This is a genomic window from Streptomyces sp. NPDC048002, from assembly GCF_040653275.1.
GTDB lineage: Bacteria > Actinomycetota > Actinomycetes > Streptomycetales > Streptomycetaceae > Streptomyces.
Genome location: NZ_JBEZNL010000005.1, coordinates 73,485 through 95,390 on the forward strand (window position 1 = coordinate 73,485; position 21,906 = coordinate 95,390).

The following is a 21,906-nucleotide window of genomic DNA, read 5'->3' on the forward strand; positions in this document are numbered from 1 at the left end:
CGCCATGACGACCTCCGAGACGCCCACCGCGTCAACCGCCCCCGAACTGTCCGGGACGGAAACCGGCGCGGCCCCCTCCTCGGCGCCCAGGGACTTCCCGATCCAGCGCGGCTGCCCCTTCGCCGCGCCCGCCGAGTACGACACCCTGCGCACCCACGAGCCGGTCGCCCGCGTGACCCTGCCGACCAAGCGGGAGGCCTGGGTGGTCACCCGCTACGACGACGTGCGCGAACTCCTCTCCGACCCCCGTGTCAGCGCCGACATCCGCCGCCCCAACTTCCCGGCCCTGGGCGAGGGAGAACAGGAGGCCGGCGCGAAGTTCCGTCCGTTCATCCGCACCGACGCCCCCGAGCACACCAAGTACCGGCGCATGCTCCTGCCGGTGTTCACCGTGCGCCGGGTCCGGGAGATGCGCCCCGCCGTGCAGGCCCGGGTCGACGAGATCCTCGACGGCGTGCTCGCCGACGGCGGTCCCGTGGAGTTCGTCTCCGCCTACGCCAACGCCGTCTCCACCTCGGTGATTTGCGAACTGCTCGGCATCCCCCGCGAGAACCTGGAGTTCTTCCGGGACGTCACCCGGATCTCCGGCTCCCGCCACAGCACCGCCGACCAGGTGTCCGAGGCGTTGGGCGGCCTGTTCCGGCTCCTCGCCGGACTCGTCGCCGAACGGCGCGAGGAACCCCGCGAGGACCTGATCTCCAAGCTGGTCACCGACCACCTCGTCACCGGCAACGTGACCGTGGAACAGCTGCTCTCCACCCTCGGCATCACCATCAACGCCGGCCGGGAGACCACCACCAGCATGATCGCGCTGAGCACGCTGCTCCTGCTGGAGCAGCCCGAGCTGATGGAGGAGCTGCGCGGTGACCCGTCCCTGATGCCGGCCGCCGTCGACGAACTCCTGCGGGTCCTGTCCGTCGCGGACTCCATACCGCTGCGCGTGGCCGCCGAGGACATCGACCTGTCCGGGCGGACCATCCCCGCCGACGACGGCGTCATCGCCCTGCTCGCCGGAGCCAACCACGACCCCGAACAGTTCGCCGATCCGGGACGAGTCGACTTCCACCGCACCGACAACCACCATGTCGCCTTCGGCTACGGCGTCCACCAGTGTGTCGGGCAGCACCTGGCCCGGCTCGAACTGGAGGTCGCCCTGGAGACCCTCGTCCGCCGTGTCCCCACCCTCCGCCTCGCCGGGGGCCCCGACGACGTCGTGGTCAAGCACGACTCGGCCACGTTCGGCCTCGAAGCGCTGAGGGTGACCTGGTGACCCCGTCCTTCCCGCCGAAGTTCTCCTCACCCGGGTCCGACCGGTCCGCCGCCCGCTCCGACAGCTCGTGGATCAGACGGTGGAGCGGCGGCAGCACTCCCCGCTTCACGCTGATCTGTCTCCCGCACGCGGGCGGCAGCGCCGGCTTCTACCGGCCCTGGGCAGCGTTGATGCCGTCGGAGGTCGAACTCCTCGCCGTCCAGTACCCCGTCCGTGAGGACCGCTTGGAGGATCCCGGAGCGGCCGACATGCACGGACTGGTCTCAGCCGTGGCGGACGCGGTCGCGCCGCTGCTCGACCGCCCGTACGCCCTCTTCGGACACAGCATGGGCTCCGCCGTGGCCTGGGAACTCGCCCATGAACTCAGCCGCCGAGAAGTCCCCCGCCCGCGCCGCCTGTTCGCCTCGGGCCGGGCCGCCCCCGGCATGGCCGTGACCGGGCAACTGCACCGCCAGGGCGACGACGTGCTGGGCGCCGAACTCGCCCGGCTGGGCGGCACGAGCCGTGAGGTCCTCGCCGACCCCGGGCTGCGCTCCCTGGTCCTTGCCGCCGTGCGCCACGACTACCGGATCATCGAGACCTACCGGCCGGCCGACCGGCCGCCGCTGTCCTGCCCCGTGCACGTGCTGACCGGCAGCACGGACCCCGAACTCGGCGAGGAACGCGTGCGCGAGGCAGCGGGCGGCTGGGCCGACCTCACCACCGCACGCACCGAGGTACGCGTCTTCCCCGGCGACCACTTCTACCTCACCCCACGACGCCGCGAGGTCGTCGCCACCGTACTGCGCCGGCTCGACCCGTCGCTGGCCACGGGCGGCGCGCACACCTGGCCGAGCACCCCGTGAGCGGCGCCCCCGCGGCCGGCGCGCACCCCGTGACCGCCCGCTCCGACGCCCTCGCGCAACCCGCCGTGCCCGCCCCGACCCGGAGACCGTCGTGATCGACTACTACGCGACCTCGGCCGAGTTCTACGAACTGGTCGCCACCCGGCACACGGAGAGCAGCGGCCCTCCACTGGCCCGCGTGCTCGCCGGCCTCGACGTGTCCCACGGCCCCGTCCTGGAGATCGGCGCGGGAACCGGACGGGTGACCGAGGTCATCGCCGCGGCCCTGCCCGAGGCGGAGATCCTCGCGGCCGAACCGTCGGCCCCCATGCGCGCCATGCTCACCTCCCGCGTCGCCCGCGACCCGGAGCTGCGCCGGCGCGTGACCGTGCTGGACCGGGCCGCCCAGGACCTCGTCCTGCCCGAACGGCTCTGTGCCGTCGTCATCTTCGGCGTGGCCGGTCACCTCACCGTCACCGAACGCGTGGCGCTGTGGAAGCGGCTGGCCGACCGCCTCCCCGAGGGCGCGCCCATCGTGGTGGAGCTGATGGGGGTCTCCTCACCCCGCGTCATCCCACCCGTGATGTCGCTGCGGGAGACCATCGGCCGCCAGACCTACGAGTGGTGGATCGGCGGCGAGCCCACCGAGGGCGACGCCATGCGGTTCACGACCACCTGGAAGGTCCTGCGCGACGGTCGCACCGTCCGCGAGGTCGCCGACACCTACGACTGGCACACCTTCGACGTCGCCCGGCTGGCCCGCGAGGCCGGCATGACCAGCCGTCGCATCACCGAGGCGGGCGGCAGGCCCATCCCCGAAATCGGAGTACTCGTCAAGTGAAGTCACAACCGCCCGAGCCCGGCCGGGCCGCAGACGCCGCCACCGCCGACCCGGGCACCCTCGCCGCCCCGCCCCCGCTGCGTGCGCTCGCCGAGCCCGTCCGAGGGCGACTGGCGGTGGCCGTCGCCCTCCAGGCCCTCGCCGCCCTCGCCGGAGTGGTCCCGTTCATCGCGGTCTCCCGGCTGGCGGAGCGCCTCACGGACGGCTCGCCGGCCGACGGGGACGCCCTGTGGCCGTGGGTCACGGTCGCCTGCGTGGCGGGTCTGCTGGCCCTGGCGTGCGGCACGGCCGCCGGCGCCCTCGCCCACCTGGCCGACAACGACCTCCAGCTCGCCCTGCGCCGTCGCCTGGCCCGGCACATCGGCCGACTGCCCCTCGGCCGGCTCACCGACCGCGGCACCGGCGAGGTCAAACAGGCCGTCCAGGAGGATGTCGGCGCGCTGCACACGCTGTTCGCCCACACCCTGCTCGACGTCGTCGCCGTGCTGACCGCCCCCGTCCTGGCCCTGGCGTATCTGTTCACCGTCGACTGGCGCCTGGCCCTGATCAGCGTCGTGCCCCTGCTCCTGGGGGTGTTCCTGTTCAGCCGCGCCATGGCGGGTGCGGCGGGTCAGATGGCCGAGTTCGGTGCCGCTCTGGGCCGCATCTCCGCCGCCGCGGTGGAGTTCGCGTCCGGTATCGCCGTGTTCAAGAGCTTCGGCCGCGGGGGCAAGGCCCACGAGCGCTTCGTCCGCGCCACGGAGGGCTTCGCCGACTTCTTCTCCGGCTGGGTCCGCTCCACCCTGGTCAGCTCCACCGCCGCGATCCTCGTCGTCTCCCCGGCCGTGGTGCTGCTCCTGCTGTCCCTGCTGGGCGCGGTCCTCGTCACCCAGGACGTGATGACGGGCGCCGAACTCGTCCCCTTCCTCCTGCTCGGTCCGGCCGTCACGGCCCCCATGGGAGTCGTGGGACCCAGGATCCAGCAGATCCGCGCGGGCCAGGCCGCCGCCGTACGCATCGTCCAACTGCTGGACGCCCCCACCCTGCCCGAACCGACCGAACCCGCCCTGCCTGAAGGGCACCACATCGCGCTGCGCGGGGTGTCGTTCTCCTACGACGGAGACACCGAGGTCCTCAGCGGTGTGGACCTCGACCTCGCACCCGGCACCGTCACCGCCCTCGTCGGCCCGTCCGGCTCGGGCAAGTCGACCCTGGCCTCGCTGCTCCCGCGCTTCCACGACGTCACGGCCGGCACCGTCACCCTGGGCGGCGCCGACCTCAGGGACATCCCCGCCACCGAGCTGTACCGCCGGGTCGGCTTCGTCCTCCAGGACGTACGGCTGCTGCGGGCGAGCGTGGCCGACAACATCCGTCTGGGCCGCCCCGACGCCACCACCGCCGAGGTCGAGCGCTGCGCCCGAGCCGCCCGCCTCCACGACCGGATCATGGAACTGCCGGACGGCTACGCCACCGAACTCGGCACGGCGGTCACCCTCTCCGGCGGCGAGGCACAACGCCTCTCCATCGCACGGGCCCTGCTCGCCGACGCGCCCGTCCTCGTGCTCGACGAGGCGACCGCGTACGCCGATCCGCACTCCGAGGCGCTGATCCAGGACGCCCTGTCCGCCCTCGCGGCCGGCCGCACCCTGCTGGTGATCGCCCACCGCCTGGCGACGGTCCGCTCCGCCGACCGGATCGTGGTGCTGGAGGACGGACGCGTCACCGAACAGGGCCGCCACGAAGACCTGTTGACCGCCGGGGGCCGCTACGCCGCCCTGTGGGAGGCCCAGCGCGGACAGGGCCCGGACGAGAACGGCGGCGCACCGCGTCAGAGGTCCGCCGCCGTCGGCAGCGGCCGTGCGGCCGACGACATCCGAGAGGGAAGCACCCGATGATCCGTCAGCTCTACCGCGTACTGGGACCGGAGGGCTCCCGCCCGCTCAACCGGCTCATCGCCCTCCACGCCGGAGCCGCCGTCCTCCAGGGCGTCGCCTTCGCCCTCCTGGTGCCCGTCCTGGAGGCCCTGCTCGGTACGGACCCCGACGACGCCTGGCCCTGGCTGGCGGGCTTCACCGGCTGCGTCCTCGCCTACGCGGTCCTCCAGGGCGCGGCCCTGAGCGGCGGGTTCACCGTCGGCTCACAGCTCTCCCGGGTCCTGCACCGCCGGATGGCCGACCAGGCCCTGCGACTGCCCCTCGGCTGGTTCACCGCCGCCCGCACGGCCGAGTTCAGCAGACTGGCCGGACAGAACGTCATCCAGGTGATGAGCACCCCGGCCCATCTGCTCCGCCCCTTCCTCAGCTCCTTCCTCACCCCCGCGACACTCGTCGTCGCCACCTTCTTCTTCGACGTCCGCACCGCGCTGGTCCTCCTGGTCTGCGCACCCGTGCTGTTCGCCGTCCAGCAGGCGAGCACCTCCCTGATGCGCCGCCTGGACCTCGGACGCGACGCCGCCATCGGTGAGTCCGCCGACCGGGTCCTGGAGTACACCCGCAACCAGGCGGTCCTGCGCGCCTTCGGCCGCACTGCGGAGGGCTACGGCGCCCTGGACGACGCGCTGGCGGCCGAGTCGCGCGCCGACCGGCGGCTCATCGTGCGCGGACTGCCGGGACTGGTCTCCTTCAGCTTCGCCACCCGGCTCGTCTTCGCCCTGCTGCTCGCGCTTGGGGTGTTCTGGCAACTGGACGGCTCGCTGACGGTGCCCACCCTGCTGGCCCTCCTGGTGCTGCTGGTCCGCCTCATCGACAGCGTGTCCTCGGCCGCCGAGGCCGGAGCGGGCATGCGTATCGCCCGCAACACCCTGGAGCGGCTCGGAGCGGTCCTGGACGAGCAGCCCTTCCCGGAGCCCGCCGAACCGCGCACACCCCGCCACTTCGGCGTGGAGTTCGACGGCGTCACCTTCGGCTACGAGGCCGCCGCCCGCCCGGTCCTCAAGGGAGTCACCTTCCGCCTGCCCGAGCGCGGCATGACCGCCCTGGTGGGCCCGTCCGGTGCGGGCAAGACCACGATCGCCGGACTCGTCGCACGCTTCCGTGACACCACGGAGGGCACCGTGCGCATCGGAGGCGTCGACGTGCGCGACATCGCCGCCGACGAACTGGCCGCACAGGTCTCCCTCGTCTTCCAGGACGTCTACCTCTTCGACGGCACCATCGAGGAGAACGTCAGGATCGCCGCCCCGGACGCGGACGCCGCGCAACTGGCCGAGGCAGCACGGCTGTCCGGTCTCGACCGGGTGATCGACGTACTGCCCGACGGCTGGAACAGCAGGGTGGGGGAGGGCGGTACCCGGCTGTCGGGCGGGCAGCGCCAGCGGGTGTCCATCGCCCGCGCCCTGCTGAAGGAAGCCCCGATCCTCGTCCTGGACGAGGCCACGGCCGCGCTCGACCAGGAGAACGAGGCACTGTTCGCCGAGGCCGTGCGCCAGCTCGCCGACCGTCGAACCCTGCTGGTCATCGCGCACCGGCTGAGCACCGTCGTCGACGCCGACCAGATCCTGGTCCTTGAGGAAGGCGAGATCACCGAGCGCGGAACGCACGACGACCTGCTCGCCGCGGGTGGCACCTACGCGGCCTTCTGGCAGCAGCGGGCCCGCGCCCACGGCTGGCGGCTGGAGGCAGCACGGTGACGACAACGCACCACCCGACCGCGAACCACTCGACCCGGCGCCGACGCCAGAGGGAAGGTACGACCCGATGAGCACCGACCCTCGCACGCCCTGGGACGCGTGGGCGGGTTCCGTCCCCCCGCTGGCCTGTGCGATCGACCTGGAGCCCGGCCAGGACCTCGCGGCCACCGCCACCGGCCTCGCGACGGCCGGTCTCGCCGACCAGTACGTCGTGTACGAGGGGGACGACGGCGCCTGGCACTTCGCCGCGGGCTCCGCCGTCAGTCTCACCGCCCACGCGGACGTCATGACGGCACGCGCCGCGGGCCGGACCTGGACCTCGCGCACCGACGGCAGGCCGCTGGAGACGTTCGCGGCCGCGCTCGACGCGCTGGCGAGGGCACAGGGCACGGAGGGCCGCGTACGGCACTTCTACGGCTGGGGGGCCTTCGAACTCGCTCATGTGCTGCACGCCGATCCGGCGACCGCCGGGGACGGGCCCCTCCTGCACGCGCTCGTCCCGTCGGTCGAGGTGACCCTCACGGGCGAGGGCACCGTGGTCCGCGCCGTCGACGAGGCGTGGGTCCGCAAGGTGGCCGACCTCTTCGCGGAGCCGTCGGACCGACTGCCGGCCTCCGGAGCGACGACGCTCGAGGCGGCCGAGCGCATCCTCTCCGACGGCACCGCCGCGTACGGCGGCGCGGTGGCCCGCACGGTCGAGGACATCCGTGCGGGACTCCTGGAGAAGGCCGTGCTCTCCCGGAAGGTCCCCCTGCCCGCGGGGCCGCCGGTGGACTTTCCCGCCACCTACCTCACGGGCCGCCGGTCCAACACCCCGGCCCGCTCCTACCTCCTGGACCTCGGCGGCTACCGGGCCGCCGGGTTCAGCCCGGAGACCGTCCTGGAGGTCGGGGACAACGGCCGGGTGAGCACCCAGCCGCTCGCGGGCACCCGGGCCCGCGGAGCCGACCGGGCGGAGAACGACCGGAGCCGCGCCGAACTGCTCGCCGATCCCAAGGAGATCCACGAGCACGCGGTCTCCGTGCGGCTGGCCTGGGACGAGATGACGGCGGTGTGCCGGCCCGGCACGGTGGTGGTCGAGGAGTTCATGGCCGTCCGGCCGCGCGGCTCGGTGCAGCACCTGGCGTCGCGGGTCACCGGAGTGCTCCGCCGGGGTGCCGGACCGTGGGACGCCTTCGCCTCTCTCTTTCCCGCGATCACCGCCACCGGGGTCCCCAAGGGCGCCGCCCTGCGCGCCCTGGCCCGTCACGAGGACGGTGCGAGGGGCCTGTACGGCGGGGCGGTCTTCCGGGGCAGCACGACGGGGGCGCTGGACGCGGCGCTCGTCCTGCGGACCCTCATCGGCCAGGGCGAGAGGACGTGGCTGCGTGCGGGCGCCGGAGTGACCGCCCAGTCCAGTCCGGAGCGCGAGATCGAGGAGACCTGCGAGAAGCTCCGCAGCGTCGCCCCGTATCTGCGGTTCGGCGACGAGTGAAGCCCGAGGTGCCGCCGGAGCCTCTGGCGCCCGGCCCGGCGGTCACCCGGTCGCCGGCGGACAAGTACGGGAGAAGCCGTGTGCCAGGACGATGTGTACGCTCACGGTGTGCTGACCGTCGCAACCGATGTCGAGGTACTGGCCAGGTTCGGCCGCGCGCTCGCCGATCCGATCCGCTGCCGTGTCCTGCTGATCCTGCGGGACGCGCCCGCCTACCCCGCCGAGTTGGCCGGCGCCCTGGGAGTCTCCAGGACCCGGCTGTCGAACCATCTGACGTGCCTGCGTGACTGCGGCCTCGTCGTCGCGGTGCCGGACGGACGCCGAACGCGGTACGAGATCGCCGACGAGCGTCTCGGACACGCTCTGGACGATCTGCGTACCGCGGTCGTGGCGGTGGAGAGCGACCGCGCCTGCGGGGCCGCCGAGGCCGAGGACTGCTGCTGACGGACCTGGCCCCGGTGGCGGCGCGGCGCCGCTCAGTTGCAGCAGCCGCACCCGGGCGCGCAGGTGCCGCAGCCGTCGTGCGCCCCGGCGTCGGCGGAGCGCACCTCGGCACCGGCGGAGTGCGCCGTCGGCGCGCAACAGCCCTTGCCCTGCCAGGCGTCGATGCCCTCCCGTACGGCGATGCCGGCGATGACGAGGGCGGCGAAGGGATCGGCCCAGGACCAGCCGAGGGTGGCGTTGAGGACCAGGCCGACCAGCAGCACGGCGGACAGGTAGGTGCACAGCAGGGTCTGCTTGGAGTCCGCCACGGCCGAGGCGGAGCCCAGTTCCCGGCCCGCGCGGCGCTGCGCGGCGGACAGGAACGGCATCACCGCGAGGGAGAGGGCGGCGATGACGATGCCGGGCACGGAACGTTCGGCTTCCCCGGTGCCGGTCAGGGCGCGGACCGCGTCGAAGGTGACGTAGGCGGCGAGGGCGAAGAAGGAGACCGCGATGATGCGCAGGGTGCGCTGCTCGCGGGCTTCGCGGACGGCGTGGTCGGATGCGGAGAACTGCCAGGCGACAGCGGCGGCCGAGGACACCTCGATCACCGAGTCGAGGCCGAAGCCGATCAGGGCGGTCGAGGAGGCGAGGGTTCCCGCGGTGATCGCGACGACGGCTTCGACGACGTTGTACGTGATGGTCGCGGCGACCAGGAGCCGGATGCGGCGGGACAGCGCCTCCCGTCGGGCGGGGGAGGGGGCGAGGGACACGGATATGCCGGTTGCCATGATCAGCAGCACCCCTCGGCGTCGCTGTTCGGGCAGGTCCGGTCCGTCTCGACGGCGACGACCGCGGTGCGCAGGTCGTCGAGCGCGTGGCCGAGGCGCTCGTCGGCGATCTCGTACCGGGTCCGGCGTCCGTCCGGGACGGCGACGACGAGACCGCAGTCGCGCAGACAGGCGAGGTGGTTCGAGAGCCGGGTCCGGGAGATGCCGAGCGTGTCGGCGAGGGAGGCGGGGTACGAGGGAGCGTCCCGCAGGATCAGCAGGATGCGGCAGCGGATCGGGTCGGCGAGCGCGCGGCCGAACCTGGCCAGCACCTCGATGTCGGAGGCAACAGTCAGCACAGCACGACAGTACATCGATTCCTGAATCCAGGAAATCGTGGATTCAGGAATCGATGTACTGTCGCGTGGGTGGGACGTGGACGATCACGCCGTGTCGTCGGTGCGCAGCAAGGGGTCGGGGAACTCGACCCAGCCCTCCCGTCCCCGTGCCAGTTCGGCGTCGGTGAGCAGGGCCTCGTCCAGGGCCGCGCGGACCCGCTGTGCGTCGAGGTCGACGCCGGTGAAGACGATCTCGTTGCGGCGTTCACCGTAGTAGTCGTGCCAGAACCAGGAGGCGAGCGTGCGCCGTTGCGCCGAGACGGCCGCCCAGGTGTGCGGTTCCTGGTCCGACAGCCAGTCGCCGTTCTCCTGGAGGGTCAGATGCGCCCCCGCCGAACGCCAGGCGACGACGGCGTCGGGACGGCTGGAGAGCCACAGATGCCCGCGGCTGCGCACGACGCCGAACATCACCGTGGCGAGCGCGTCCGCCAGCCGCTGGGGGTGCAAGGGTCTGCGGGATCGCCACAGAACCGATTCGACGCCCTCGTGCCGGCCGCGCCGAACCCGGGGCGCACTCACCGGCTCAAGCCGGCTGAGCCACTCCTCGCGTCCGCCCCAGGGGGCGCTCCCCGGGCACAGGAGCCGCTGCGGCAGCTCCGGGACCGCCGCGGTGTCACTCGCCGGACTCCACACCAGCGCGTGGGCGTTGAGATGCCCCGCGAGCGCCGCGACCCCGAGGGTGCGCCGGTCCCCGCCGGTCGCAGCGGGCACCACCACCGCGTCCGCCGCCTCCACCTGCCGTGCCGCGGCCTCGGCGGCCGTCAGCGGCTCCCCGCGCTCGCTCCCGTTCCAGAGCCGCACCGTGCGGTGGACGCAGCCGATGTCCGCGAGGAACGAGGCGGCGTCGAGGCCGACCACCACCGGCCCCTGGTCGAACCGTTCACCCAGCGCGCCGCCGCCGAGGCGGGGACGCCACAGGTCCGCCAGGAACGGCGGGAGATATAGGTCGCCGGGGAGGACGAGGATGACATTCGGTACGGAGGTCGCCCCGCGCAGGGCCATCAGGTCCTGCCGGAGGATCACCGCGGGATCACCGGATCCCGCCTGGACGGAGTCGTGTCGCGCCCCTGCCCCGTCTCCCGACAGATGGCGGTGGACCATCGGGTACCGGCCGTCGCCGTCCTCGACCGACACCGCGAGGACCGGGGCGTCCCGGTTCAGACGCCGCAGCCGGTCCACTGTCGCGCCCCGGACGGCCGGCGTGTTGCCCGTCACCACACTGAGCACCCCTTCGGGCACGGTGTCCTCCCTCAGACGAGAAGCGCGCACGCACCCCCGGTGCTCCGGGAGTGCATGCGCCACTGCTCACGTGTTCATGAAGCGATGGATCGGTCGGGCAAGGAGCGGTCACCGCCTACCGGCTGGAGTAGGGCAGGAGCGCCATCTCGCGAGCGTTCTTGATCGCCGCGGCGATCTGCCGCTGCTGCTGGGCGGTGATACGGGTGACGCGGCGGCTGCGGATCTTGCCGCGGTCGGAGATGAACTTCCGCAGCAGGTCGGTGTCCTTGTAGTCGATGTAGGTGATCCCGGCCACGTCGAGCGGGTTGGGGCGGGCCTTGACGGGCTTGCGGTTCGTCTGGCGCGAGGGCATGGGTGGTCCTTGTTTCAGAAGTGGTTGAGCGGGGGTCAGGCGACGGGGTCGAGGAGCGAGTCGAACGCGGCCGGGAGGTCCTTCCACGCCTCGGGTCCGGCAGCGAACTCGGAGTCGGTCAGCAGGCACGACTCCAGCACGCGTACCAGACCGTCCCGGTCCAGACCCGGTGAGGTGAACACGAGGTGCTGGCAGCGGTCGCCGTGCTCGGGGTGCCAGTCCAGCGCGGCGGCGGCTCGGCGAACGGGCGGAACCATGTCCCAGGCGGCGTCCGGCAGCGAGGCGAGCCACGGGCCGGCGCTCTCCACGCAGAGGGCGCCGCCCGCGGCGTCCCAGGCGAGCAGGGTGTCGGGCCGGTCGGCGAGCCAGAACCGTCCGCGGCTGCGGGCCGCGGCACAGCAGAGGTCCTCCAGGGCGTCGTAGAGGCGCTCGGGGTGGAAGGGGCGGTGGCGCCGCCAGACGAGTGTGGTGACCCCCGCCTCGTCGGCCTCCTGGGGAAGCAGGGCGCACGCCGGGTGCTGGGCGGCGGCAGCCGCCTCCACGTCGAATCCGACGAACGCCACTCGGGCGAGTTCGCCGGATTCGGCCTCGACCTGGAGGGCGGTGGGGTGGAGCTGGGCGAGGAGCGCGCGGTCCTCGTCGTCGGCCGCCTCGCTCTCCACGACGGCGAGCACCGGCGCGTACTCCAGTTGCCGGGCCCAGGTGTCCCCGACGGTGCGCTGGTCGCCCGGGGCCGCCGCGAGACCCGCCTCGGCCAGGTCGTCCCCGTTGCCGAGGCACGCCAGCACGAGAGCCGGATCGACCGCGGTGATCACGTTGGTGAGCCGGACCTTGTCGGCGCCGTGGGCGACGACGACCTCGGCCATGGCCTTGGGCTCCACCGAGTCCCACAGTTCGACGACCGCGAGCCGGGTCAGGCCGCTGTCCGCCAGCCGCTCCAGCTCCGGCACGAGGTCCTCGCGCAGCGCGCAGCACGCGCAGTCGTTGACCAGGGGTGCCTCACCGCGGGAGAGCTCCCCGGACGCGTCGCGCACCTGGCGCAACACGGTCCCCTCGGTCGCGGTGGCCAGGTCGTGGTGGAGCGCGACGCTGCCGGGGACGGTGTGCAGAAGACGGTCGACGACCGTTCGGCGGGCCTCGGCGTGGAGCCCGCCGACGATGACGACCGGCAGGCGGGCCTGGTCGTGCATCAGTTGGCTCCGGGGCGGCCGTAGCGACGCTCGAACCGCTCGACGCGTCCGGCGGTGTCGAGCACACGGGCGGTGCCCGTGTAGAAGGGGTGGCTGACGTTGGAGATCTCGACGTCGACGACGGGGTAGGTGTTGCCGTCCTCCCAGTCGATGGTCTTGTCGCTGGTCATGGTGGACCGGGTGAGGAACGCGTAGTTGGCGGCCCGGTCACGGAAGACGACGGGACCGTACGAGGGGTGGATTCCTTGCTTCACGGCGGTGTCCTTGAGGTGGTGGTCGGCAGGGGTGGAGAGAGGGAGGTCAGCGTTCCTCGCGGAAGTCGACGTGGCGCCGGGCCAGGGGGTCGTACTTGCGCAGAACCAGCCGGTCAGGGTTGTTGCGGCGGTTCTTACGGGTGACGTACGTGTAGCCGGTTCCCGCGGTGGAGCGGAGCTTGATGATCGGGCGTACCTCGTTGCGTGCCATGAGGGGTACTATATGGGAATGGTTTCCATTACCAAAATGGGGCCGCCCGAAGAGAGGTAGGTACGTCCTTGTCCGCCCACTGCCAACTGACCGGCGCCCAGCCGGGCTTCGGCAACAAGATCTCTCACTCGCACCGGCGCACCTCGCGCCGTTTCGACCCCAACATCCAGAGCAAGCGCTACTGGCTGCCGAGCGAGGGAAGGTACGTCCGGCTGACGCTCAGCGCCAGGGCGATCAAGACCATCGACACCATCGGCATCGAGGCCGCCGTGGCCCGCATCCGCGCCCGAGGGGGGAAGGTCTGATGGCCAAGAAGAGCAAGATCGCGCAGAACGAGAAGCGCAAGGCGACGGTCGAGCGGTACGCGGCCCGGCGCGCCGAACTGAAGGAGATCATCCGCCGGCCGTCCTCCACGGACGCCGAACGCCAGTCCGCGGTCGAGGAGTTGCGCCGTCAGCCCCGCAACGCCAGCGCCACCCGCGTGCGCAACCGCGACAGCGTGGACGGCAGGCCGCGCGGCCACCTCCGCAAGTTCGGCCTGTCCCGGGTCCGCATGCGCGAGCAGGCGCACGCCGGCTTCCTTCCCGGGGTCACCAAGTCCTCCTGGTAGTGCGTGACATGAGACGAACCTGGGGCCGTGACTCGGCGGAGTCACGGCCCCAGGTCATGGGCTCGGAATGTCAGGGCAGGCTCAGCAGGTTCAGGCGGTATCCCTCGGCCTGGGGCAGTCGCTGGGCTGCGATTGCTGCCACCATCTGCTGGTAGGGGAGAGGTAGTTGGGCCAGCAGGGGCGCGGGAAGGCTGGTCAGGGTGTGCGAGGCCACCACTCTCGTCCCGGGCCGCCAGTCGGCCAACTGGGCGGGGTCGGGGCAGTACCACTGCATACGGGCGTCGACCTTGCTGAGGGCGTCATGCGTTTCCTGGGTGTCGAAGAAGCCGGGACCGGCGGTGTCGAGGGCCAGGAGCGAACCCGGAAAGCGGTCGGCGAGGAGATCGACGACCCGGCGCACATCGGGTTCGGGCAGATAGGGCAGGACCGCTTCCGCGACGAACAGGCAGGGGCCCTCGGCATGTGCGGCCACCTCGGCGGTCCACCGTTCGTCCGTGACCGAGGCGGCGAGCGTCGTCCGCCGGGGGGTGTCCGTGAAGAACTTCCCGCGCAGCTCGATCACATCGGGCAGGTCCAGTTCGAACCAGCGGGCACGGCCGTTGTCGACGCGTTCGTAGCGCGTGTTGAGGCCGGTGCCGATCTCGACCACGGTGGCGTCGGGATGGGCGGCGAGGAAGTCCGCAACCCACTGGTCGAACAGTCGGGTGCGCAGCAGTGCGCCGGTGAGGCTGGGGAGGCCGTCGAAGCGTCCGAAGTCGTAGTCGATCGAGGCGACGATCTCCTCGGCGCGGGCGTCGCGCAGGAGAGGGTCTCCCTTGCGGTTCTCGACGGCGCGGGCGTACAGGGGGATGAGGAGTGTCTCCTGCACGGTCCCCAGGCGCGGCTTGTTCCGGTCCATGAGCGGTCTCCCTGACACAGGTGTGTACCGGGCCGGACGGTGCCGTGGCTGCGACCACCGTCCGGCCCGGAGTCTCAGAGCCCCGTCACGGTGGTGAGGGGGTCGTGCTCGTGCTCGCAGGTCTCGTCGAATCCGTAGGTGTCCCACGCGGGGAAGGGGTCCGTGGCGGGCGGGCTCTCGTCGTCCCGCACCAGACAGCCGGACAGGGCCGCGTGGAGGGGCTCCGCGTCCAAGTGGGTTCCGATGAAGACCAGTTCCTGGGCGTGCGGGCTGTCGGTGTCGCGCGCGGAGGAGGGCTCGAAGCGTGCCACCGAGCCGGCCTGCGACCACAGTCCGGTCACGTGGGGGCGGCTGGAGAGGGTGAAGAAGCCCTTGGACCGGAGGATCTCCCCGTAGGCGCCGCTGTCGAGTCCCTCGGTCACGAAGGTCCACAGACGCTGGGGGTGGAAGGGCGTGGCGGAGCGGAACACGGTCGAGGAGATGCCGTACTCCTCGGTCTCGGGAACGTGGTCGCCGTTCAGCTCCCGTACCCAGCCCGGCGCCTGCTGGGCCCGCTCCAGGTCGAAGCTGGACGTGCCCAGTACTTCGCCGACCGGTACGCGGCCCCGTACGGCCGGCACGACGCGGGCGGCGGGGTTGAGCCGGGCCAGGGTGGCCCGCAGGCGGTCGGCGGCCGGGGCGTCCACGAGGTCGAGCTTGTTGAGGACGATGACGTCGGCGAACTCGATCTGGTCCATCAGCAGGTCGCTGACCGTGCGTTCGTCGTCCTCGTACTGGTCCAGGCCCCGAGCGGTCAGCTCGTCGCCGCCTGCCAGCTCGGGGAGGAAGTTGGCGGCGTCCACCACCGTGACCATCGTGTCCAGCCGGGCCAGGTCGCCGAGGGTGGCGCCGTCGTCGCGGGCGAAGGCGAAGGTGGCGGCCACCGGCATGGGCTCGGAGATGCCGGAGGACTCGATCAGGAGGTAGTCGAAACGCCCCTCGCGCGCCAGCCGGTCCACTTCCTCCAGCAGGTCGTCGCGCAGCGTGCAGCAGATGCAGCCGTTGGTCAGCTCGACGAGGCGTTCCTCGGTGCGGGACAGAGCGGCCTCGCCGCCGCGCACCAGCGCGGCGTCGATGTTGACCTCGCTCATGTCGTTGACGATGACAGCGACCCGCAGGCCCTCGCGGTTGGCGAGGACATGGTTGAGGAGGGTGGTCTTACCGGCTCCGAGGAACCCCGAAAGGACGGTGACGGGGAGGCGCGGCGAGAGGGCGTCGATCATGTCGGGTCAGCCTTCGGGGCGCAGCAGACCGCGCTCGTAGGCCTTCGCCAGGCGCTGCGGCACGAGGTAGGGCACACCGTCCACGGTGACCGTCACCAGCTGAGGTGTAATGGCCTTCCACTGCGCGCGACGGTGCCGGGTGTTGCTGCGCGACATCTTGCGTTTGGGTACGGCCATGGGGACCTCCAGGTGCGATCGGTGAGCACGACAGACCATACATGAAAATGGATGTCATTACGTAACTCGTGCGGGCTTCCGTGCGGCAGCCGTGGGCGGCGGTCGCGCCACCCGGGTGCCCGCCGGGTCAGCAGGCGCAGGTGCAGCCGCGGGTGCTCGCCGGCGCGCGGCTCCCCGGCCGCCCCTGAGGGGTGTGCTGAAGCGGCCGGGGATCAGGGAGGTCTGTGCCAGGGCTTTCGCGCGGGGCGCGCCCCCGGGCAGCGTGGACCTCCGTGCGGTGGGCGCCCCCGCTGGAGGCGGGCGCCCGACTGTCGGGCTCAGCAGTCGCGGAACTCCGGCGACTGGTTCAGGATCTGCGCCCGCAGGGAGGTGAAGCGGGTGTGGGTCTCACCGCCGCGCGCCTCGGGGTGGAAGACGGCGACGCGGTGGCAGTTCTGGAAGGCGAGGGCGACGCCGAAGTGGCGTTCCAGGCTGCCGCGGATGGCGTCACTGGACAGAGCGCGCAGTAGTTGGCCGCGCTCCGTCTCCGAAGGAGGCGGGGTCTGGTTGTCGGCGAACTCGGATCCACTGTCCCGCAGTTCGCCGACCAGGCGGGCGACGAGATCGTAGGCGTAGGGGAGGGACGTGCGGACCGTGTCCACGAAGTCCTCCTCCCGTACGGGCCCGTTCTCGGCTTCGGCGAGCAGGTGCGGGGAGACGTCGAGCGACATGAAGGTCTGTCCTGTTCTGTTCTGTTGTTCCGTGGCGCTGTACTTGACGGGTGATCAGGTGAGGGCGGCCAGCGCCTCGGGTCCGTGCCGGAACCCGGGGTCCACCTGGGTCGCGAGATCCCGGCCGGTTGCGTCGTTGGCCCAGGCGGTGGCGTTGCGCAGATGGAAGTCGACGGCGTGCTGCTGGAAGGCGGCCCAGTCCTTGGTGCGCGCGTCCACGGCGGCCCGCAGTCGCTCCAGTGTGCGGAGGTTGTGCGGCTCCAGTTCCCCCTGCCCGCGGCCCTGTTCCTGGGCCCGGACGTAGGAGGACTGCACGCAGTGGGCGAGCAGGTCGGAGCCCACGTGCTCCTGGAGGAATCCCAGGTCGTCCTCGCAGGTGACCTTGTTGCCGACCACGGCGACGGGAATGCCGAACTCGGCCGCGTGGTCGCGGTACTGGCGGTAGACGGAGACACTCTTGCGGGTGGGCTCCGCGACCAGGAAGGTCATGTCGAACCTGGTGAACAGGCCGGAGGCGAAGGCGTCCGCGCCCGCCGTCATGTCGACGACGACGTACTCACCCGGACCGTCGACCAGATGGTTCAGGTACAGCTCGACCGCGCCCAGCTTGGAGTGGTAGCAGGCCACGCCGAGATCCCGCTCGTCGAAGGCGCCGGTGACCATCAGGGGGACACCGGAGACCTCCTGTACGTGGTGGGAGTGGACCTCGTCCTCGCCCAGCAGGCGCAGCAGTTGCGAACCCCGGCCGGGCGGGGTCGTCTTGACCATGGCCTCGCGGGTCGGAATCAGCGGGTTGCTGCCCCGCAGGTGGTCCTTGATCTCGGCCGTGCGGGCGCTGAGGGGCGGCGCCGCGAAGAACTCGTCCTCGTCCATGCCGAGCGCGTAGGCCAGATGCTGGTTGATGTCGCCGTCGATCGCGACGACCGGCGCGCCCGAGCGAGCCAGGTGACGGGCGAAGAGCGCGGACAGTGTGGTCTTACCGCTGCCCCCCTTGCCCACGAAGGCAACACGCATCTAGTCGCTCCTATTGGAAATGGATGTCATAAGCATAGGCTGGTGACTGCGGTCGGCGGTGTCAAATCGCGGGCATGCCAACTGGCCTGTATCGGAGGCGAGTTGGCGGGCAGGCGGCGCAAGGAAGGGGAAAACGTGCGGAACGCGGAAGGTGACGCGGGTGGGGACGAGGTCGCGGGCGGCTCCGGTGGTCGACCGTTCACCCTGGTCGTGTGCGGAGCCTGTCCGGCTGGGCGCGAGGAGGTCCGGGACGGGCTGCGCCGTGCGGTCCGGACCTGTTCTCACGGGGTGATGGTGTCCACGGGCTGCCTGGGGAGTGTGCTGCACTGCCGGGGCGGGCGCGGACTGTCCGCCGCCGTTCAGCCTTGTGCGGTGGACCGCACGCCCGCGGGCGCCGTGGTGCGTCTCGGGCCCCTGTTGACCGTGGAGGACGCCGAGGTGGTCGAGGCGTGGCTCAGGTCGGGGATGCCGGACGACGGCACGCTGCCGGAGCGGCTGCGAGCTGCTCCCTCTCCACGGCGGACGGCGACTCTCAACTGAGGCGGTCCGGGCGGAGGCCCGGTGCGCCGTCCGTCTCTGTCGTTCGTGCGGGTCCTGGCCTACTCCTGCGCGTGTCGGATGGCGTCCAGGACGATGTGGGAGATGTGCTCGTCGGTGAGCTCGTACTTGATCTCGCGGGCCTGGCGTCGTCCGCGGACGATGCGGGAGGTGCGCAGGACGCGCAGGTGCTGGGAGACCAGGGGTTGACTCACGCCCAGGGCGTCGACCAGTTCGTGTACGTACTTTCCGCCCTCGGAGAGTTCACGCACGATACCCAGGCGGACGGGCGAGGCCAGCGCTCTCAGCAGGTCGCTGGCCGCCTGGAGCGACTGTATCGGCCCGTCCGCCGGGACCGCCGGGGAATCGGAATTCATTGTCACATGCGCACGTTAGCAACTGTTGCCTGTGTGCGGCCGCGCCCGAGCGGGTGCGGATGCGTCTCAGTGGTCGTCCCAGTGACCCTCGTGCGCGGCGTGGCGGTGGCCGTTGTGAACGTAGTCGACGTGGTCGTCGTGCGGAACGGCCACGTGGCCGCAGTCCGTGCCGTGCTGGTGGTCGTGGCCCTCGTGGGCCGTGTGTCCGGCGCTCACGCATTCGTCGACGTGGCCGTCATGGGCCTTGTGGAGGTGGCCGTCGTGGACGAAGTCGGTGTGATCGCCGTGCGGGACGGCGACGTGTCCGCAGCCCTCGCGGTGGGTGTGCGTGTGGTCGTCGTGGGTGCGGTGCTCGGTCGCGGTGCCCATGGTGTCCTCCTGGGATGGTCCGGTGGCGGGCCTGAACCGGGAGCCGTGCGACCCCGGCATGCCGACATCAGCATATTGCAATTCCTGCATGTGTGCCGTCCCGGGCCTGGACGCCCGTGTCGTGTGCCCGCGGGTGACCGGTGGGGAGCGGATGCGGGAGCCCTGCAATGTGCCCCGCGTCTCGAACGGGCTTAAAGGTGTATGTAGCCGGAAATGATTACGCCCGAACGGCTGTCGGAGTCGTGATCGCGCATGCCGAGCGGGAGGACCTGCCGTGGATGAGCCGCTTCGTCTGCGTCCCCGGCTCGAACCGCCGCTCGCCTCCCTGGTGCAAGCCGGCTCGTTCCTCCACGCGCTCGTGGACGCCCTCGGATCACCGCTCAACGTGCTGCTGCCGGAGCAGGCCGCCGAGAACGCCCGACGCTTCCGTTCCGTCTATCGCGCCCACCACCTCGCCGGACGCGTCCACTTCGCCCACAAGGCGAACCAGTCCAGTGCGCTGCTGAGACGCCTGGCGGCGGAGGATCCGGCTGCCGTCGGTGTCGACGTGGCGTCGCTGGGGGAACTGCGCCACGCGCTGGGCAGCGGATTCACACCGGACCGGATCATGGCCACCGGCCCCAAGGACCCGGAGTTCCTGTGGCTGGCGGCTCGCACAGGTGTGACGGTGAACCTGGATTCACGCCACGAACTGGAGCAACTGGCGGCGCTGGTCCGCAAGTACGGCCTTCCCCGTGTCGACGTACTGCTGCGCCTCTCCGGATTCGAGGCGGCGGACCGGGAGGAACCGGGTGTCCGGCTGCGTTCCCGGCGCAGCCGTTTCGGTTCGTCCGTCGGAGAGGTCGACGAGCTGCTGACGACGGTGGAACGCCACCGTGACGCGATCGAACTCACCGGCACCGCCTATCACTTGGACACCACCGGCGTCGCGGAGAAGGTCCGTGCGCTGGAACGCTGTGTGCTGGTGATGGACGAGTGCCGTGCCCGGGGCCTCGCGCCGCGCGTCGTCGACATCGGCGGCGGCTTCGGCACCGGCTATCTCGCCGACGCCGCGGAGTGGGAGCACTACCTCTCCGCGCTGACCGAGGCCGTACTCGGGACCCGTCCGGCGCTGACCTGGCGGGGACACGGCTACGGACTGCGCAACGAGGGCGGCACCGTCCGCGGGAACGCGGCCCTCTACCCGGCGTACCGCGCGATCGCCGGGCCCGACTACCTGGCCGAACTGCTCACAACTCCCGCGCCCGCGCTGGGCCGTCCCGCCGCGGACCTGCTGCTGGAGCACATGTACGACCTGTGCGCCGAACCGGGCCGGGCCCTGGTCGACCAGTGCGGACTGTCGCTGGCGAGGGTCCTCGACGTCCGGCGTACGGGGGAGGGGGACCATCTGGTGCGGCTGGGGCTCAACGCGGGGGACATGAGCCTGGAGGAGCACGGCGTACTCGTCGACCCCGTACTCCTGCCGCGCGACGGAGCCGAAGAGGGCGGCGGCACCGGCCCGGTGGGCGTCTACCTCGTGGGAAACCTCTGTCTGGAGGCCGATCTGATCACCCGCCGCAAGGTCTTCCTGCCCCGGCTGCCGCGCCCCGGTGATCTGCTCGCCTTCGCCAACACCGCCGGATACGCCATGGACTTCCACGCCCACCACGCGCAGCGTCAGCCGCTCGCACGCACGGTGGCCGCCGTCGAGGAGGGAGGCGCCTGGCGCTGGTGCCTGGACGAGGACTACTGGCCGATCCCACACTCCGGGGGAGAGTTCGCATGAGGTACGACAGCATCACCGAGGCCATAGGCAACACTCCGCTGCTGCGCATCGATCCGGCCGTGCACGGCCTGCACCATTTCGACCTGTACGCGAAGCTGGAGATGCTCAACCCCTTCGGCTCGGTGAAGGACAGGCCGGCCTGGAACATGGCCCGCCCCCACCTGGAGTCGGCGGCCGACCGCGGCGAGACGATCGTGGAACTCTCCAGCGGCAACACCGCCAAGGCACTCGCCCTCCTGGCCGGCCTGCACGGACTGCGCTTCAAGAGCGTCACCAACCGGATGCGGGTACCGGAGATCAAGGAACTGCTCCTGCTGCTGGGCGCCGAGATCGAGGAACTGCCCGGCCAGAGCGAATGCCTCGACCCCACCGACACGGACGATCCGCTCACCCGCTTCCACCAGGCGCTCGCCGAGCCGGGCAGTACCTACCTGCACACCGACCAGTACTTCAACCCGCACAACACCGAGGCGCACGCCGCCGGCACCGGCCCGGAGATCGTCAAGGACCTCGACGGCCGGGCCCCGGACTGGTTCATCGCCTGTGTGGGCACGGCGGGTTCGTCCAGCGGAGTGGCACGGGTCCTGCGCGAACACGACCCGGAGGTACGGGTCCTCGGACTGGTCGCGGACAAGTCGGACTTCATTCCAGGAATCCGCACCATCGACGAGGTGCACCAGGTCGGCCTCTTCGACCCGGCCACGTACGACACCATCGAGCCGGTGACCTCCCAGGAGGCCATCGACGGCATGCTCACGCTCATCCGCCGCTGCGGACTGCTCTCCGGCCCCACCGGCGGCGCCGCCTACCAGGGCGCGGTGCGGCATCTGCGCGCGGCCGAAGCCGACTTCCCCGACCAGGAGCGGCGGCGGACCGCGGTCTTCATCGTGTGCGACCGGGCCGAGAGCTACCTGAGCTACGTACGGCAACGCAGACCAGAACTGCTCGGCGCGCCCCGCCGCGGCCACCATGCCTCGGCCCTCACCGAGGCCGAGATACGGGCCGAGGGCCGGAGCGTGGACGTGGACGCCGCCCTGCGGTGGACGACCGGAGCGGAACCACGCCCCCTCGTCGTCGACCTGAGAGGCCCGCGCGCGTACGCGGCACTCCACATCGACGGTTCCATCAACATCGTCGACGAACTCTTCGAGGAACTCGTGCGCGACGGGCTGCCCTTCAGCAAGCGCAGGCCCGTCCTGCTGGCCTGCCCGGTCGGCGAGAAGTCCGCGAGGTACGCCGCGCTGCTGACCCGGATGGGCCACCCGGAGGTCCGCAGTCTGGCAGGCGGCATCATCGCCTGGCGGGACGCAGGCGCTCCGCTGGTCCGGGATTGA

General features: G+C 71.6%; 26 protein-coding genes. 12 read left to right on the top strand and 14 right to left on the bottom strand.

Annotated elements, in window-relative coordinates; all coding sequences use genetic code 11:
- Positions 1–4: 4 nt before the first annotated feature.
- From AB0E07_RS09375 to AB0E07_RS09405, 7 genes are all read left to right on the top strand, one after another.
- Complete coding sequence (locus AB0E07_RS09375; protein WP_362247876.1) at positions 5–1,270, top strand: cytochrome P450; 1,266 nt, start codon at positions 5–7, stop codon at positions 1,268–1,270.
- A complete protein-coding gene (locus AB0E07_RS09380; RefSeq protein ID WP_362247878.1) occupies positions 1,267–2,115 on the top strand; it encodes an alpha/beta fold hydrolase in 849 nt (282 codons plus the stop codon). Before AB0E07_RS09375 ends, AB0E07_RS09380 begins: the two co-directional genes overlap by 4 nt.
- Positions 2,116–2,206: 91 nt before the next feature.
- Positions 2,207–2,935 carry a class I SAM-dependent methyltransferase gene (locus tag AB0E07_RS09385; RefSeq protein WP_362247880.1) on the top strand — a complete coding sequence of 243 codons (729 nt, stop codon included), beginning with the start codon at positions 2,207–2,209 and terminating at the stop codon, positions 2,933–2,935.
- Positions 2,932–4,809 carry an ABC transporter ATP-binding protein gene (locus tag AB0E07_RS09390; RefSeq protein WP_362247882.1) on the top strand — a complete coding sequence of 626 codons (1,878 nt, stop codon included), beginning with the start codon at positions 2,932–2,934 and terminating at the stop codon, positions 4,807–4,809. The genes AB0E07_RS09385 and AB0E07_RS09390 overlap by 4 nt, the downstream gene beginning before the upstream one ends.
- A complete protein-coding gene (locus tag AB0E07_RS09395; protein WP_362247884.1) occupies positions 4,806–6,542 on the top strand; it encodes an ABC transporter ATP-binding protein in 1,737 nt (578 codons plus the stop codon). Before AB0E07_RS09390 ends, AB0E07_RS09395 begins: the two co-directional genes overlap by 4 nt.
- A 67-nt stretch (positions 6,543–6,609) precedes the next feature.
- Positions 6,610–8,016, top strand: coding sequence for a salicylate synthase (locus AB0E07_RS09400; RefSeq protein WP_362247886.1), 1,407 nt, complete (start codon positions 6,610–6,612; stop codon positions 8,014–8,016).
- Positions 8,017–8,124: 108 nt separating this feature from the next.
- Positions 8,125–8,460: a metalloregulator ArsR/SmtB family transcription factor gene (locus AB0E07_RS09405; RefSeq protein WP_362247888.1), complete on the top strand. Its 336-nt coding sequence runs from the start codon at positions 8,125–8,127 to the stop codon at positions 8,458–8,460.
- A 32-nt stretch (positions 8,461–8,492) separates the two neighbouring features.
- Here the strand turns inward: AB0E07_RS09405 and AB0E07_RS09410 are convergent, their stop codons facing one another.
- The 7 genes from AB0E07_RS09410 to rpmG all read right to left on the bottom strand — a co-directional run bounded on the left by AB0E07_RS09410 (position 8,493) and on the right by rpmG (position 12,853).
- Entirely contained in the window at positions 8,493–9,230 is a 738-nt protein-coding gene (locus AB0E07_RS09410; RefSeq protein ID WP_362247890.1) for a cation transporter, read from the bottom strand.
- 2 nt (positions 9,231–9,232) lie between these two features.
- Positions 9,233–9,568, bottom strand: a complete 336-nt coding sequence (locus tag AB0E07_RS09415) for a metalloregulator ArsR/SmtB family transcription factor (protein WP_362247892.1) — start codon at positions 9,566–9,568, stop codon at positions 9,233–9,235.
- A gap of 84 nt (positions 9,569–9,652) precedes the next feature.
- Entirely contained in the window at positions 9,653–10,846 is a 1,194-nt protein-coding gene (locus AB0E07_RS09420; protein WP_362247894.1) for a GTP-binding protein, read from the bottom strand.
- A gap of 115 nt (positions 10,847–10,961) precedes the next feature.
- Positions 10,962–11,198, bottom strand: coding sequence for a 30S ribosomal protein S18 (gene rpsR, locus AB0E07_RS09425; RefSeq protein WP_362247896.1), 237 nt, complete (start codon positions 11,196–11,198; stop codon positions 10,962–10,964).
- Between the two features lie 35 nt (positions 11,199–11,233).
- Positions 11,234–12,388, bottom strand: coding sequence for a GTP-binding protein (locus tag AB0E07_RS09430; protein ID WP_362247898.1), 1,155 nt, complete (start codon positions 12,386–12,388; stop codon positions 11,234–11,236).
- Positions 12,388–12,642, bottom strand: coding sequence for a type B 50S ribosomal protein L31 (locus tag AB0E07_RS09435; RefSeq protein WP_362247900.1), 255 nt, complete (start codon positions 12,640–12,642; stop codon positions 12,388–12,390). Before AB0E07_RS09435 ends, AB0E07_RS09430 begins: the two co-directional genes overlap by 1 nt.
- A 46-nt stretch (positions 12,643–12,688) precedes the next feature.
- Positions 12,689–12,853 carry a 50S ribosomal protein L33 gene (rpmG, locus tag AB0E07_RS09440; RefSeq protein ID WP_362247902.1) on the bottom strand — a complete coding sequence of 55 codons (165 nt, stop codon included), beginning with the start codon at positions 12,851–12,853 and terminating at the stop codon, positions 12,689–12,691.
- Positions 12,854–12,921: 68 nt separating this feature from the next.
- Here rpmG and rpmB point away from each other — a divergent pair, with 68 nt between their 5' ends.
- Both rpmB and rpsN read left to right on the top strand, forming a co-directional pair.
- Entirely contained in the window at positions 12,922–13,158 is a 237-nt protein-coding gene (gene rpmB, locus AB0E07_RS09445) for a 50S ribosomal protein L28 (RefSeq protein ID WP_362247904.1), read from the top strand.
- Positions 13,158–13,463, top strand: a complete 306-nt coding sequence (gene rpsN / locus AB0E07_RS09450) for a 30S ribosomal protein S14 (RefSeq protein ID WP_362247906.1) — start codon at positions 13,158–13,160, stop codon at positions 13,461–13,463. The genes rpmB and rpsN overlap by 1 nt, the downstream gene beginning before the upstream one ends.
- A 70-nt stretch (positions 13,464–13,533) precedes the next feature.
- Here the strand turns inward: rpsN and AB0E07_RS09455 are convergent, their stop codons facing one another.
- The 5 genes from AB0E07_RS09455 to AB0E07_RS09475 all read right to left on the bottom strand — a co-directional run bounded on the left by AB0E07_RS09455 (position 13,534) and on the right by AB0E07_RS09475 (position 17,524).
- Positions 13,534–14,361: a class I SAM-dependent methyltransferase gene (locus tag AB0E07_RS09455; protein ID WP_362247908.1), complete on the bottom strand. Its 828-nt coding sequence runs from the start codon at positions 14,359–14,361 to the stop codon at positions 13,534–13,536.
- Positions 14,362–14,435: 74 nt separating this feature from the next.
- Entirely contained in the window at positions 14,436–15,623 is a 1,188-nt protein-coding gene (locus tag AB0E07_RS09460; protein ID WP_362247910.1) for a GTP-binding protein, read from the bottom strand.
- 6 nt (positions 15,624–15,629) lie between these two features.
- Positions 15,630–15,800 carry a 50S ribosomal protein L32 gene (gene rpmF, locus AB0E07_RS09465; RefSeq protein ID WP_362247912.1) on the bottom strand — a complete coding sequence of 57 codons (171 nt, stop codon included), beginning with the start codon at positions 15,798–15,800 and terminating at the stop codon, positions 15,630–15,632.
- Positions 15,801–16,117: 317 nt separating this feature from the next.
- Complete coding sequence (locus AB0E07_RS09470) at positions 16,118–16,510, bottom strand: SCO5389 family protein (RefSeq protein WP_362247913.1); 393 nt, start codon at positions 16,508–16,510, stop codon at positions 16,118–16,120.
- A gap of 54 nt (positions 16,511–16,564) precedes the next feature.
- Positions 16,565–17,524: an ATP-binding protein gene (locus AB0E07_RS09475; protein WP_362247915.1), complete on the bottom strand. Its 960-nt coding sequence runs from the start codon at positions 17,522–17,524 to the stop codon at positions 16,565–16,567.
- Between the two features lie 135 nt (positions 17,525–17,659).
- Between AB0E07_RS09475 and AB0E07_RS09480 the strand changes: the two genes are divergently transcribed.
- On the top strand, positions 17,660–18,064 hold the full coding sequence (locus tag AB0E07_RS09480; RefSeq protein WP_362247917.1) for a hypothetical protein: 405 nt from the start codon (positions 17,660–17,662) through the stop codon (positions 18,062–18,064).
- 59 nt (positions 18,065–18,123) lie between these two features.
- On the opposite strand, the gene AB0E07_RS09485 is transcribed toward AB0E07_RS09480, so the two are convergent.
- On the bottom strand, positions 18,124–18,438 hold the full coding sequence (locus tag AB0E07_RS09485; RefSeq protein WP_362247919.1) for a metalloregulator ArsR/SmtB family transcription factor: 315 nt from the start codon (positions 18,436–18,438) through the stop codon (positions 18,124–18,126).
- 66 nt (positions 18,439–18,504) lie between these two features.
- On the bottom strand, positions 18,505–18,807 hold the full coding sequence (locus AB0E07_RS09490) for a hypothetical protein (RefSeq protein WP_362247921.1): 303 nt from the start codon (positions 18,805–18,807) through the stop codon (positions 18,505–18,507).
- Between the two features lie 274 nt (positions 18,808–19,081).
- On the opposite strand from AB0E07_RS09490, the gene AB0E07_RS09495 reads away from it, so the two are divergent.
- Both AB0E07_RS09495 and AB0E07_RS09500 read left to right on the top strand, forming a co-directional pair.
- The gene (locus tag AB0E07_RS09495; RefSeq protein WP_362247923.1) at positions 19,082–20,572 is read left to right on the top strand and encodes a Y4yA family PLP-dependent enzyme; all 1,491 of its coding nucleotides are present in this window, start codon (positions 19,082–19,084) and stop codon (positions 20,570–20,572) included.
- Positions 20,569–21,906, top strand: a complete 1,338-nt coding sequence (locus AB0E07_RS09500) for a pyridoxal-phosphate dependent enzyme (RefSeq protein ID WP_362247925.1) — start codon at positions 20,569–20,571, stop codon at positions 21,904–21,906. The genes AB0E07_RS09495 and AB0E07_RS09500 overlap by 4 nt, the downstream gene beginning before the upstream one ends.